The sequence below is a fragment of the Kocuria rhizosphaericola genome, from assembly GCF_044462205.1.
Taxonomy (GTDB): Bacteria; Actinomycetota; Actinomycetes; order Actinomycetales; family Micrococcaceae; genus Kocuria; species Kocuria rhizosphaericola.
In genome coordinates this window covers 1-11,782 of record NZ_JBISWK010000130.1, presented here as the reverse complement: position 1 = coordinate 11,782, position 11,782 = coordinate 1, and the positions used below count along the sequence as shown (strand labels likewise).

11 protein-coding genes are annotated in these 11,782 nt (G+C 64.7%); 3 read left to right on the top strand and 8 right to left on the bottom strand.

Translation table 11 applies throughout. From position 1 onward, the window contains the following. Both ACH9D2_RS13390 and gmd read right to left on the bottom strand, forming a co-directional pair. On the bottom strand, window positions 1-642 hold a 642-nt coding region (locus ACH9D2_RS13390; protein WP_396363302.1), incomplete at its 3' end, for an NAD-dependent epimerase/dehydratase family protein. A gap of 14 nt (window positions 643-656) precedes the next feature. Further along, window positions 657-1,688, bottom strand: a complete 1,032-nt coding sequence (gmd, locus tag ACH9D2_RS13385; RefSeq protein WP_396363301.1) for a GDP-mannose 4,6-dehydratase — start codon at window positions 1,686-1,688, stop codon at window positions 657-659. 343 nt (window positions 1,689-2,031) lie between these two features. Here gmd and ACH9D2_RS13380 point away from each other — a divergent pair, with 343 nt between their 5' ends. Then, window positions 2,032-3,282 (top strand): O-antigen ligase family protein, encoded by a 1,251-nt coding sequence (locus ACH9D2_RS13380; RefSeq protein WP_396363300.1) that lies wholly within the window; start codon window positions 2,032-2,034, stop codon window positions 3,280-3,282. Window positions 3,283-3,361: 79 nt separating this feature from the next. Here ACH9D2_RS13380 and ACH9D2_RS13375 read toward each other — a convergent pair whose 3' ends face one another. From ACH9D2_RS13375 to ACH9D2_RS13350, 6 genes are all read right to left on the bottom strand, one after another. Further along, complete coding sequence (locus ACH9D2_RS13375) at window positions 3,362-4,186, bottom strand: glycosyltransferase (protein ID WP_396363299.1); 825 nt, start codon at window positions 4,184-4,186, stop codon at window positions 3,362-3,364. A 251-nt stretch (window positions 4,187-4,437) separates the two neighbouring features. Further along, entirely contained in the window at window positions 4,438-5,223 is a 786-nt protein-coding gene (locus ACH9D2_RS13370) for a GDSL-type esterase/lipase family protein (protein ID WP_396363298.1), read from the bottom strand. A gap of 19 nt (window positions 5,224-5,242) precedes the next feature. Then, window positions 5,243-6,595 carry a lipopolysaccharide biosynthesis protein gene (locus ACH9D2_RS13365; protein ID WP_396363297.1) on the bottom strand — a complete coding sequence of 451 codons (1,353 nt, stop codon included), beginning with the start codon at window positions 6,593-6,595 and terminating at the stop codon, window positions 5,243-5,245. A gap of 7 nt (window positions 6,596-6,602) precedes the next feature. After that, on the bottom strand, window positions 6,603-7,133 hold the full coding sequence (locus ACH9D2_RS13360) for a DapH/DapD/GlmU-related protein (protein WP_396363296.1): 531 nt from the start codon (window positions 7,131-7,133) through the stop codon (window positions 6,603-6,605). Continuing rightward, window positions 7,133-8,299 carry a glycosyltransferase gene (locus ACH9D2_RS13355; protein ID WP_396363295.1) on the bottom strand — a complete coding sequence of 389 codons (1,167 nt, stop codon included), beginning with the start codon at window positions 8,297-8,299 and terminating at the stop codon, window positions 7,133-7,135. Before ACH9D2_RS13355 ends, ACH9D2_RS13360 begins: the two co-directional genes overlap by 1 nt. Then, complete coding sequence (locus ACH9D2_RS13350; RefSeq protein WP_396363294.1) at window positions 8,296-9,144, bottom strand: WecB/TagA/CpsF family glycosyltransferase; 849 nt, start codon at window positions 9,142-9,144, stop codon at window positions 8,296-8,298. The genes ACH9D2_RS13355 and ACH9D2_RS13350 overlap by 4 nt, the downstream gene beginning before the upstream one ends. An 859-nt stretch (window positions 9,145-10,003) precedes the next feature. Between ACH9D2_RS13350 and ACH9D2_RS13345 the strand changes: the two genes are divergently transcribed. Together ACH9D2_RS13345 and ACH9D2_RS13340 are read left to right on the top strand one after the other, a co-directional pair. Next, window positions 10,004-10,645 carry a hypothetical protein gene (locus tag ACH9D2_RS13345; RefSeq protein ID WP_396363293.1) on the top strand — a complete coding sequence of 214 codons (642 nt, stop codon included), beginning with the start codon at window positions 10,004-10,006 and terminating at the stop codon, window positions 10,643-10,645. A 327-nt stretch (window positions 10,646-10,972) separates the two neighbouring features. Then, the gene (locus ACH9D2_RS13340; RefSeq protein WP_396363292.1) at window positions 10,973-11,782 is read left to right on the top strand and encodes a PIG-L family deacetylase; all 810 of its coding nucleotides are present in this window, start codon (window positions 10,973-10,975) and stop codon (window positions 11,780-11,782) included.

The window sequence follows — 11,782 nt, the reverse complement described above, 5'->3', positions numbered from 1 at the left end:
CAGGCGGGCTTCCTCGTAGCGGCGGATCATGGCCGGCAGCACGTGGGAGCCGGTGGGGGAGAAGTTGTCCCCGGGCCCGTAGAGGTTGGTGGGCATGGCCGAGATCCAGGGCAGCCCGTACTGGCGGCGCACGGCCTGGATCTGCAGGATGCCGGCGATCTTGGCGATCGCGTAGGCGTCGTTGGTGGGTTCCAGGTGCCCGGTGAGGAGGTACTCCTCCTTCAGCGGCTGCGGGGCCAGCTTCGGGTAGATGCAGGAGGAGCCGAGGAACAGCACCCGCTCCACCCCGTGCTCGAGGGCGGCGTCGAGGACGTTGACCTGGATCCGGAGGTTCTCGGACAGGAAGTCGACCGGGTAGGTGTTGTTGGCGAGGATCCCGCCGACCTTCGCCGCGGCCAGCACCACGTAGCGGGGCTTGACCTCGGCGAAGAAGGCGAAGACTGCGTCGCGGTCCTTGAGGTCCAGCTCGGAGGAGGTGCGGCCGATCAGGTCGGTGAACCCCTCGTCCTTTAGCTTGCGCCAGATCGCGGAGCCGACCAGGCCGCGGTGGCCGGCCACGTAGAACGGGGCGGTGCGATCCAGGGGGCCGGGGGTGAACGACGTCGTCGCGTCAGCGGGCTTCTCGGTGGTGTCTGCTGTCATCGTGGCGTCCTGTCTCACTTGGCCCAGGAGGCGAGGTCGACGGTGTCGATCCAGGCGTCGTTCTGGAGCAGGGCGATGTCGGCGTCGACCATGAGGCGGGCCAGCTCGGGGGCCTTGACGGTGGCTTCCCAGCCGAGCTTGTCCTTGGCCTTGGCCGGGTCGCCGATGAGGGCGTCGACCTCGGTGGGGCGCAGGTAGCGCTCGTCGAACTCGACGTGCTCGCGCCAGTCCAGACCGGCGTGGTCGAAGGAGATCTCCAGGAACTCCCGCACCGTGCACGGGTGCCCGGTGGCGAGCACGAAGTCCTCGGGCTCGTCGGCCTGGAGCATCCGCCACATGCCCTCGACGTACTCGGCGGCGTAGCCCCAGTCACGGATGGCCTGCAGGTTGCCCATGTAGAGCTTCTCCTGGGTGCCGGCCTTGATCGCGGCCACGGCCCGGGTGATCTTGCGGGTCACGAAGGTCTCGCCGCGGCGGGGGGACTCGTGGTTGAAGAGGATCCCGTTGACGGCGTACATGTCGTAGGCCTCGCGGTAGTTCTTGGTGATCCAGTAGGAGTAGATCTTCGCCGCCCCGTAGGGGGAGCGGGGGTAGAACGGGGTGTCCTCGTGCTGCGGCGGCGGGGTCGCCCCGTACAGCTCGGAGGTGGAGGCCTGGTAGTAGCGGGCGTCCACATTGGCCAGGCGCATCGCCTCGAGCAGCCGGACGGTGCCCAGCCCGGTGGTGTCCCCGGTGTGCTCGGGCTCCTCGAAAGAGACCTTCACGTGGGACTGGGCCGCGAGGTTGTAGACCTCATCGGGGCGGATCTGCGCCATCAGCGTCACCAGCCGGGACCCGTCGGACAGATCCCCGTAGTGCAGGAACAGCTTCGCATCGGCCTCGTGCGGGTCCGAGTAGAGGTGGTCGATCCGGTGGGTGTTGAACGTGGAGGCCCGGCGGATCAGGCCGTGGACCTCGTAGCCCTTGGCGAGCAGCAGCTCCGCCAGATAGGAGCCGTCCTGACCGGTGATCCCGGTGATGAAAGCCTTCTTGCGCGTCAAATTCATGGTTCCCCCGGGGATCGAAGCAGAGTATGTTCGTCAATGTATGGTGCCCTTACGCGCATGCCAAACATGACGGTCGAGCAACCCATCGTTAATCGTTGCGTCTCAGCACGCCGATGCTGCTCCGTGCGCGGGTTCAGAAGGGCGTTCGCCGATGCGACATGCAACGTCATCGGGGACCCTGTCCCCGGACGCGCAGGTACTGTGACTCGCGATGTTGCGGCACCTGGCCAACCTCTGGGAGGGTTGGGGTCCTTCCCGGATCACCCTCCCCTCACTCGATCAGCGGTCGTGGCAAGGTGAGTAGAACTGCAACGACATGGACGGGTGACGGGATGGATTCGGGATGACCAGCTCAACGCATCACGGGATGCCCAGGCTTGCGGTTGTGGGCCTCATCTGGTTGATCGTGGTCGATTTGTTGCCACGCGTCACTGTCGGTCCCTATACGGTGTCCGCCCTGTTCACATTGCTGACCGCGATGTGGTGCCTTGCATTTCTGCCCCTCGTCGGATTCAGGGGAGGGAACAGTCCACATGACGGGATCCAGCTGGAGAGCTCCGGCAAGGCTGTTCCCGCTGTACTGCTCCTGTTCCTGGCGCTCGCGTGGATCAGCCTCGCCTTCAATTCGTCCTCGGACGGCCTCCAGAATGTGGCCGTCTTCACGACGTTCATTGCGGGTGCGGCAGTGGTGTCACTGCAGGCAGCTCCCGATCAGGTGGACAAGGTGCTTTCCTTCTACCGGCCGGCGGCACTCCTTGTCACGGTCGTATTTCTGGCGTCGACCGTGGCCGGCGTGGAGTTGTACGGTCCCCGGTCCTTCGCACTGAGCTGCATTGTGCTTGTCGCAATTTTCGTGCCCTACAGAGGACGACATCTTCTGTATGCCGTCGCACCGTTGCTTGTCGTGATGGCAGCATTCCTGAGTTTGTCGCGCATGGCCTCGGTCATCTGCGCGGCGCTGCTGGTCTTCCTGGCGGTACGTATAAGGCAACGCAGCCTCCGTATACCTCTGGCCGGGATCTTCGCCGGGCTGGGTGCCCTCCTCATCTATTGGGCCATCATGTTCTACGAACCGTTCAGGGACCGCTTTCTCGGTGGCGACGCCGCCGTCTCCGTTGGAGGTCAGAATTTCAACACGTCGGGCCGGACAGAACTGTGGCGAGTAACTGTCGAGTCCGCGGCGAAGGCCCCGTGGTGGGGCCAGGGACCCGGCACGGCTGACGCGCAGGTCTATGCGGCCTTTGCGCCGATTTCCCATCCCCATAATGAGTACTTACGCCTGTACCACGACTTCGGCCTCATCGGTTTGACGCTTTTCGTGGTGGGTTTCGTCCTGCTGACGCTGCGCGTCTGGGCTCGTGCTCGCCAGACGGACCAAGAGATCCACTGGGTGGCTCTGTCCGGGCTGCTGGGCGTTGCCGTGGCGGCACTGACGGACAACGTCCTGGTGTATCCCTTCGTCATGGCTCCGCTGGGAGTGCTCGTGGGCTGCTCACTGGCCCAGCCCCTTCGCCCGCGGCGTCTCGAGGAAGACGGTGTTGCCCTGGGAGTGGGCGACCAGACACCGTCGTCCCCAAAAAGAGCTTCGTTGTAGCAGCAGCACGACTTGTCTCGTGGCCTTGGAGCGCCTGTTGCGGACTGAACGGGCCCATGGCCTGCGCGAGGGGGCCTGACTATGGCCGGCGACGCAGGACAGCGGACAGGTACTCCTGGCCGGTGCGGACGATCCAGTTCTTGGTCGCTTGGATGACGGTCCTGGTGCTCAGCTTCGTATCCGTCGGCATCGCGGAATCGTCCAGCCCGTCGAGCCACAGCTCATGACGGCGCAAGGCCAGGTCATGGGAAAGCTGATCAGTGATTACGTAGGACAGCGGGAGAGGCCGACGTGTCCGGTACATGTACAGGGCCTCTTCGAGACAGACCATCTTGCGCTCCCCGAGCCGAAGGAAGAGCGCGAAATCCTCGGCACGGCGACACGCGGCATCCCACCCGCCGACTTCTTCGAGTTCAGTGCGCTTGAAAACGGCCGTGGAGTGGTGGATCGGTACCTTGCGGTCGACCTGTCTACGGTGGATGTCTTCGGCCTGCGTGGGCCACCGGCCCAGTTCGGGCCCTCCCCACTGACCGAATTCGAAGACCTGACATCCCACCGCGGAGACACTCGCGTCGTCAGCGAAGACCTCGACCTGTTTCTCGAGCTTCGTCGGCAGATACTCGTCATCCGCGTCGAGGACGGCGACCAGCTCGCCTCGGGCCTTGGACAGTGCCAGATTGCGACAGGCCCCAGCGCCCGCGTTGATCGCCATGGTATGGAGCGAGATCCGGGGATCGTCATACCTCTCGGCCACAAGACCGCCCGTGCCGTCCGTGGACGCGTCGTCCACCACGATCAGTTCCCAGTCCTCGAAGGTCTGGGCCAGCAACGAGTCGATCGCCGCCCCGATGTCTTCACGATTGTTGAATGTCGGCAGAACGACAGTGACCATGGGATCGTGCACGGGAGTACCTCGCAGGAGTAGTTCTCGGTTCCGGTGGTGGAGGCCCGAGAGCAGGGAGCTGAGGTCGAGACGGATGCTCCACGTTGACACTGCGGCGTCGATCTCTCGATCCGTTTCCAACGCGTGTGGTCCATTCCTGCCCGACCCTGTACCCACCCCATGGGCTAGCACCAACATAGACGTCCCGGCCGGACGCGGATTGCCGCATCGGCGACTGTGTCATTGCGTGAACCGAGGAAGGGCCGCAAAATCTACCGAGGTCTGATCCGATCCTGGAGCGCTGCACCCATGCTCTCCGCGATACGGGCGTGACCCTGCGTGCTGGGGTGCCACGAGTCATCGATGTACAGATTGCTCACGGGGGGGAGCCAACTGCGCGGAACCTCGTCGATCAGAAGCACAGCACGAGTGCTCCTCGCCGCGACGTGCAGAGCACGTTCCTCCCGCGCGAAGTCCCGATGAGTGATAGGTGTAGTGAGGACGATTTCTGTACCCGGCCAGTGCGTTTCAATCGTCCGGACGGTATCGGTCACCGCCGTCAGCATGTCGTGATAGTCGATCCACGTGTCGTTCACCGATCCCTGCAAGACGACGAGGTCGGGGGCCGGCGCCTTGGAACGGATGCGTGCATTCAGTCGTTCCAGATAGCGGAAATCCCCGCCCGAGATGAATCCGGTCTTGCCGACTCCGTCGACCGTGAAGTTCTGCCAGCCCATACGCTCAGCCAGCAGAAAGGCATAACCCTTCGCTCTCGGCTCGGCGCCATGGCCCAGCGAGAACGAGTCACCGATGAGCAGGACCGTCGGTTCCTCCGGGAGCCGGACTTTTTCGCTCTCCTCCTGGTCCGGCAGGGCAATCCGAGTGGCGCGGTCCTCCACCGAGGCGCCCGTGGCCGGTTCACCGTTCTCGTCCTTCGCTGCGATCCCGAAGCCCAGGCCTGTGACAAGCAGGCTGCACAGCACCAGGCAGATGCCCGAAGAGGGCATTCCCCGGGGCTCGCCGCGCCTGTTGAAATCGCTTCTCGTGGATTCAGGCATAGCGGGGCTCCACTTCACATCAGTTCTTGGTGCGCCGGTTTCGGATCAGTCTGTTGGCTGATGCCTGCACTCGATGGTTGCTCCGGAAGATGCTGCCGTAGGTCAGCATCAGGACGTGTCGACCAGAGGCGTGCGGCAGAAGGATCACCATGGTGCTCACGGGTCGTGTCAGCACGGCGGCTATGGCAGCGCCGGCGATGCCGAAGGTCGGAAGAAGCAACAGATTGAGACCAATGGTCACCGTGGCCCGTGCGACGTTGATCATGAAGTCCAGCCTGTAGAGCTTTTCAACGATCAGGAGCACGCTGAGAATCTGCTCCTGGAAGATGAACAAGACGCTCAAAGCATAGACGGGAAGGATCGCCGAGGCGGTCTCGAACTGCTGCCCGTACAGGAAGAGGATCAACCAGGGGCCCACGACGATAAGGCTGCCTGTCACGACCACCGACGTCCAGAACGTCGTCCGCGAAGCCCTCGCAAGGTTGGCAGCGTACTGACTGGGCATCGAGGCGTTCTTCGAGATGGAGCCGATCAGGACCATGATCAAGCTGTGAGCGACGATGGTCGTAGCCTCGATCGGTCGACTCGTCGTCGAGTACTGTCCTACGGCGTGCACCCCCAGAAGTGCGCCGATGATGAAGAGGTCGATGCGGGACGACACCGCGGCAACCATGCTGGAAGCCCAAAGCATGCGAACCTCCCACACGCGTGAGAGCGCTCGCCGGCAGTTCTCGACGACCCGAGCCAGAGGCCCGAGCGAGATGCCGGCCCCGGGCACCAGAACCAACTGCCACAGGGCACTCTCGATCGCCAGGACCGCTAATGTCCAGTACGGCTGACCTTGGGACGCGAAGAACCAGCTGACCGGTGCCGTGACGGCCACGACGGCGATCCGGCGTCCAGCAATGACGTGGAATCGTCCCCGAGCGGTGTGCGCCAACTCGGCCACATCGAAAGCACCTACTGCATATCCGACGAAGAAGAACACCAGCACACCGAGCGGTGGGAGGCTTACACCGGGCAGGGCGAGGAGGATGCCTGCGCCGCCGAGGAACACGAGGGGGAGCAGAAGAACGCGCGCATAGAGCACGATTCTCAGTTCCTCATCGAAGTCGTTGCCGCGCTTGAGCAACGCGTTGAGCGCTGCCGCCGCCAGACCGGCCACGGAGACTGCCTGCATGACAGATCCTGCGGCCAGGACGAGGGAAACCTCGCCGAGAACGGCTGGACCGGCGGCTCTTCCCAGGAACACTGTGACGGCGAAGAGACTTGCCAGCTGCAGGATTCTCGACAAGCTCAGCACGGTCGCCGCGCTGAATCCCCGGCCTAGACTCTTGAGCCCACGTGGGCGATCGGTGACTTCCTGGGTCAAGGTCGTCCTATCCCACGTTTCGCACAGGCGGAGGGACGGTCTGGGGGTCCTGGCGCTCGAGAACGCGAGCCGGGTTGCCCACCACCACGGCTCCCGGAGGAACGTCCCGCGTGACGACGGCACCCGCACCGATCTGCGAACCGGTCCCCACCGTCAATCCGCCGATGATCACTGCGTTCGCTCCCACCACCACGTGGTCCTCGATAACGGGGCACGGACCGTCCGGCACCTTGTTCCCTATCACCACACCATTGCGGAGCGTGACATTGCTGCCGATCCGCACGGCATCGTTCACGACGAGGCCGTAGCCGTGATAAACGGTCAGACCTGGACCGACTCTGGTTTCCGGCCTGAGCTCGGTGCCGACGACCAGTTCCGAGAAGAGACGGTACAGCGCTTCCCGGACATACGGGCGGCGTGCACCTTCGGAACGTCGTTGGCTCCACCGGAAGAAGGCCAGCAGGAGGCGGATCTTGGGATCCCCACGATTGTTGTTCCAGTCCTGGAAGACGTGGGGCAGCAGGCCCGCAGTATTCATCACCGAGCAGCTTTCGTCCGAGGGGCAGCATGTCCAATGACCTGGTCGTAGATCTCGAGCACGTGCCGTGTCCAGGCCTGTTGAGTGTAGTTCTCCGAGTAGTGGGCCCGGGCGCGGCTCTCCCACGTGCTCGACACGGACCGTGCATGGGAGAGAGCTTCCTTCAGTTCCGGCTTCGAACTGTAGACGAGCTCCGGGCCCCATCTGCGGATGTCGTCGGCGGCACTGTTCCCCTGCCGGCACACGACCGGCAGGCCGGCGGCCAGGGACTCCAGGTAAATGGTCGGGAGCCCCTCAGCCCACAGGCTCGGGAGAACCAGGCCGTGAGCAGACGGAAGAAGTCGCAAGAGCTCGTCCCGCTCGATGTGGCCCAGGAACCGGACGTTGGGCGAGCGTTCCGCCAGATCTTGGACTTCCGCTGCCTGGGGGCCGCTGCCGGCGATGGTCAACTGCTCATTCTCGGGAAACGTCTTGAGCAGGTCGAGGACGCCTTTCTCAGGAGAGAGGCGACCGGCGTACAGCCAGGACCCCAGTGCTGAGGGAGGTGAGGCGTCCGGGATGCGGTCCTCGATGAAATTCGGGACGACGGCCATCTTGTCCGGAGCTACACCGAACGACTCGTAGGTGTCACGTGCTCGACCGGACAGCAGGAGGAGACGGTCGGCTCGAACCACCACTGGATTCTCCGAGAGCCCACGGCGATTGGCGAGAGCGAGCGGAAGAGTGGCCGCTCTCGAGTCCCGGTAGCAACGGTGAATTACCGCGTGGTGGTGACCCAATCGGGGACAGAGCGTGCATTCCTGTCCGTCGCGGAACAAGAAGCCTTTAGCGCAGAGCGGGCGGAAATTGTGCATGGTGGCCACGATCGGACCGCGCCACTCCGAGAGCCACGAGGTGGAAAAGTTCGGGACGAGGTTGTGGACGTGGACGACGTCCGGCCCGAATTGCCGAAGCTGGGCGAGCGGACTGCGCCCTCGCCCCGTCGCCACCGTCAACGCCGTTCGGATCTCGTAGAGTGGATCGTCGCGAAGATCGTCCGTCCGGAGTGAAATGACACGAACGTCATGCCCCGCCTCCCTCAGCGCGGACGACTGCATCTCCACCGCGAAGTTCTCTCCGCTGGGTACAGCACTCTTGTAGAAACTGTGCACAAGGGCGATCTTCATCGCTGCTCACGCCTCCAGTACTTCAAGACTTCCAGCAGGAAAAGCGGATTGCCGATTAGATAACGCCTCCACAGGCGCCGCGGTTCAGAAAGCAGCCGGAACAGCCATTCCAGCCCTAGAGGACTCAGCCAGGCTGGAGCCTCGCGCTTGGTCCCCGCGCTGAAGTCGAAGGCGGCACCGACAGCAGCCGCCGCGATGCCGGTGCTTCGGCTGACGCGCTGCACCTCGAAATCCTGCTTCGGGGTTCCGAGCCCGACCCAGACGATGTCCGCGCCGCTGGCTCGGATCATGGCGTCCTGGTCGGCCACTTCTTCCTCCGTCAGGAGCCGGTACGGAGGGCTGAACGTCCCTACGATCCGCGCTTCCGGATGACGGCCCTGGAGCTTCTCCACCAGGAGCTCGAGCGTCTCAGGTGTGGAGCCCAAGAGGAAGTGTTTCGTGCCGTGTGCCTGGCCATTGCGGAAGACGGCCTCGAACATGGAGGGCCCTCGTACCTGCTGGGCCGCCGGCGACTTGATGCGGGCGAACCACGACAAGGGCCGCCCATCGGGAAATGTCGCCGTGGACTGGTTCAGCACCTTCTTCAGCTCGATATCGGAAGCAGCCAGGGACACCGTGTAGGCATTGATGAAGTGAAAGGCTGCCGGGGTGTGAGCCGTGGCTGCCCGGAGGATCTGCTGGACTGCCTGGGAGGGAGTCAGCGCCGCGATGCCGAGGCCTGCGATGCGCACCACCTCCGGGACATGGTCCGGATACGCGGGGCACGACGCGTCCCCCGGTGCCCCGCCCGATGTGGTGTGGTTCGGCTGCGTGGACTCCGTCGGGCGAACGGGAATCAGATGCATGTCTACTACTTTCTGTCGGTCCAGCGGCGCGGCTCGATCCAGGGTGCTCCGGTCAAGGAGCAGAACGACGAGCGGGAGCTGGCAGAGCCGAGGTGCCTGTGCAGTGCTCTCATCGGAGAGTGGGTCGTCGCCCGGCGTCGTCGGCAACCGGGGTGGGTGACCGACTCAGTCCTGGCGAAGATTGCCGGCGCCGTGGCGACACCCGCTCGGAGGGTGTCGTGGCGAAGCACGCAGGTGCGCACCCGGTAACGGACACGATGGTCTCGTTCTCCCACAACAGCCGGTCCCCCTCGCAGTCGGTCGATCAACAGCTGAGGGGCCTGGGCGGCGTGAACGGGCCACGTCACTGGACAGGATCGTGCTCGGACCACTCTGCGGTCCTTCGTGGCACTTTCGACGCTGCTCGGATCCCCCCGAATCCGTCACCACCCCGCCGGATCATGCGGGACGGTGGAGCGCCGTTGCCCCGACTCTAGAGGCACGACGCCCTCATACGTGTTTCGAAGGCGAAGAATGGCCAATTGTGAATCCGAGCCGTCGATGACTCGGACCGAGGACATGAAAGGATGTGTCACCAACGGTGTACCCATCCCTCGAAGTCACAGTGCAGACATCCCTGTGCCGAAAGGGACCGTGGTCGGACAGCGTGGGAACGATCCGTGTCGGGGCCGTATCGGCGTGCGACCGCAGAACATTCGATGGGTCCTGCGGGGTTGCGCGTCCGTCGGTCCATCGCGAGATCCGATCACGGCCTGCCGAGAAGTCATGATGCGCGGACAGGGGGGGGGGGATGGCGGTGCAACCTCGACACCAGAGTGCGAAGCGACGGCGCGTTGCCGTCGGCATCGCACTCGGGACCGTGGACGTCCTCCTGCTGCTCGCGTACGGGCTGCATGTCGTGGTGGATGGTCCTGGGGTGGATCCTTGGTGGGCCCGCCCCTTTCGTTCCGCGACGTTGTGGAACGGTGGGCAGGACGGGTCGTTGCTCGAGCACTTCGGTCAGCTCCAGACGGCGCTGGCTGCGATCCTGCTGTTCGGCTTCGCGCGGCGCGGTTCGCGCTGGCAGGTCCTGCCGGTTCTCGGAGGTGTTCTGCTGCTTCTCGTTGCCGATGACCTGTTCGGTCTGCATGAACGGACCGGGCGTGCGCTAGCGCCGATGCTCCACGGGAGCGGTCTGCACCTCGAGGGAGCTCAAGAGGTGGGTGGGTTGCTCCTCTGGGTGGCCGTGGGGGTGGTCGGGGCTGCCGGACTCCTCCCCGCGGCCGCCCGGAGCTGTCCTGAGGCCCGTCGGATCGCTCGAAAGCTGTTGCTGGTGGCCGTGCCGTTGGTCATAGTCGCCGTTGGTTACGTAGCGTTCCGTGCCGTTGCACCAGAGCCCGTCTACGAGGAACTGGTGGACATCGCCGTCGCCGTGCGCGTGACGACGAAGCTGCTGACGGCCACGGCGATTCTCTCGGCGGTGCTGCACGCGCGCCACCGGAGACCGCCGTGGAGTACCTGACCGACCACGTCCTGTGCCGGATGGATGTTCGTCCCACTTCCACCTGGCTGGCCCGGGTCTAGTCCCGCACTGGATTGTTACCTGTCTCTCTCACCATTACTAGCGGAAAGTCTCTTGACTCGACGATGATGAGTCCACCGTTTTGGATCGACGGCATCGGTCGGGGGAAGCGATGCCGTTCAATGGAGCGCGGATTCCGTGACTCCACCGCAGCAGTCCGGGGGAACCATGTTGCCATCTGTCATCAGTGCTCTGCTGAGCGCCGTAGTGCTCTCTTATGTCCTCTCCAGGGGAACTTATCTTCGGCATGCCCGGGGGATTCGCAGCATGAAAGCAGTGCGCAACGCCATCGTCGTCGTCTACTCGGTGCTGCTGGTGCTCAACCTCTGGTGTGCCATCCAGGAGATTCACGGGCTGGTGTGCGAGATCGTCGCCGGCACGACGCTGGTGGCCACTGCAACACTGGCGGCTGTGGTCGCCGAGCGGCGGATCCCCGCCACCACCGTGGTCCAGCGCCGGAGGGTGCTGGCCGTGGGGGCGCACCCGGACGACCTCGAGCTCGCCTGCGGGGCGACCCTGGCCAAGCTGGTGGACACCGGCCACGAGGTCCGCGGTCTGGTGATGAGCTCCGGCGAGGTCGGCGGCAACGTGGGTCTGCGCCCGGCCGAGGCCCAGCGCGGCGCCTCCTTCCTGGGACTCACGGGCCTGCGGGTGCACGACTTCCCGGACACGAAGCTGGAGACCGTGAGCAACGACATGGTGCGGGCCATCGAGGCCGCGATCCGGGAGTTCGAGCCGGACGTGATCTTCACCCACTCCGCCCATGACCAGCACCAGGACCACTACGCGGTGCACCAGGCCACCCTGCGCGCGGCCCGGGCCCACCACTCGATCCTGTGCTTCGAGTCCCCGTCGGTGACCCGCGACTTCGACCCGTCCGTGTTCGTGGACATCGACGGCTACGTCGACGTCAAGGTCGAGGCCGTGCTCTCGCACCGGGACCAGGCCGGCAAGCCCTACATGACTCCGGGGCGGGTCCGCGGCATGGCGGCCTTCCGCGGGGCGCAGGCGAAGAACACCAACGCGGAGGCCTTCGAGCCGGTCCGCCTGCTCGGCTCCGCGATCGGCGACCTCTGA

What these genes read in the sequence shown, in the direction of transcription:
- ACH9D2_RS13360 (WP_396363296.1), bottom strand. Translation starts at nt 7,133, where the DNA reads ATGAATACTGCGGGCCTGCTGCCCCACGTCTTCCAGGACTGGAACAAC.
- ACH9D2_RS13380 (WP_396363300.1), top strand. Translation starts at nt 2,032, where the DNA reads ATGACCAGCTCAACGCATCACGGGATGCCCAGGCTTGCGGTTGTGGGC.
- ACH9D2_RS13355 (WP_396363295.1), bottom strand. Translation starts at nt 8,299, where the DNA reads ATGAAGATCGCCCTTGTGCACAGTTTCTACAAGAGTGCTGTACCCAGC.
- ACH9D2_RS13340 (WP_396363292.1), top strand. Translation starts at nt 10,973, where the DNA reads ATGAAAGCAGTGCGCAACGCCATCGTCGTCGTCTACTCGGTGCTGCTG.
- ACH9D2_RS13350 (WP_396363294.1), bottom strand. Translation starts at nt 9,144, where the DNA reads ATGCATCTGATTCCCGTTCGCCCGACGGAGTCCACGCAGCCGAACCAC.
- ACH9D2_RS13370 (WP_396363298.1), bottom strand. Translation starts at nt 5,223, where the DNA reads ATGCCTGAATCCACGAGAAGCGATTTCAACAGGCGCGGCGAGCCCCGG.
- gmd (WP_396363301.1), bottom strand. Translation starts at nt 1,688, where the DNA reads ATGAATTTGACGCGCAAGAAGGCTTTCATCACCGGGATCACCGGTCAG.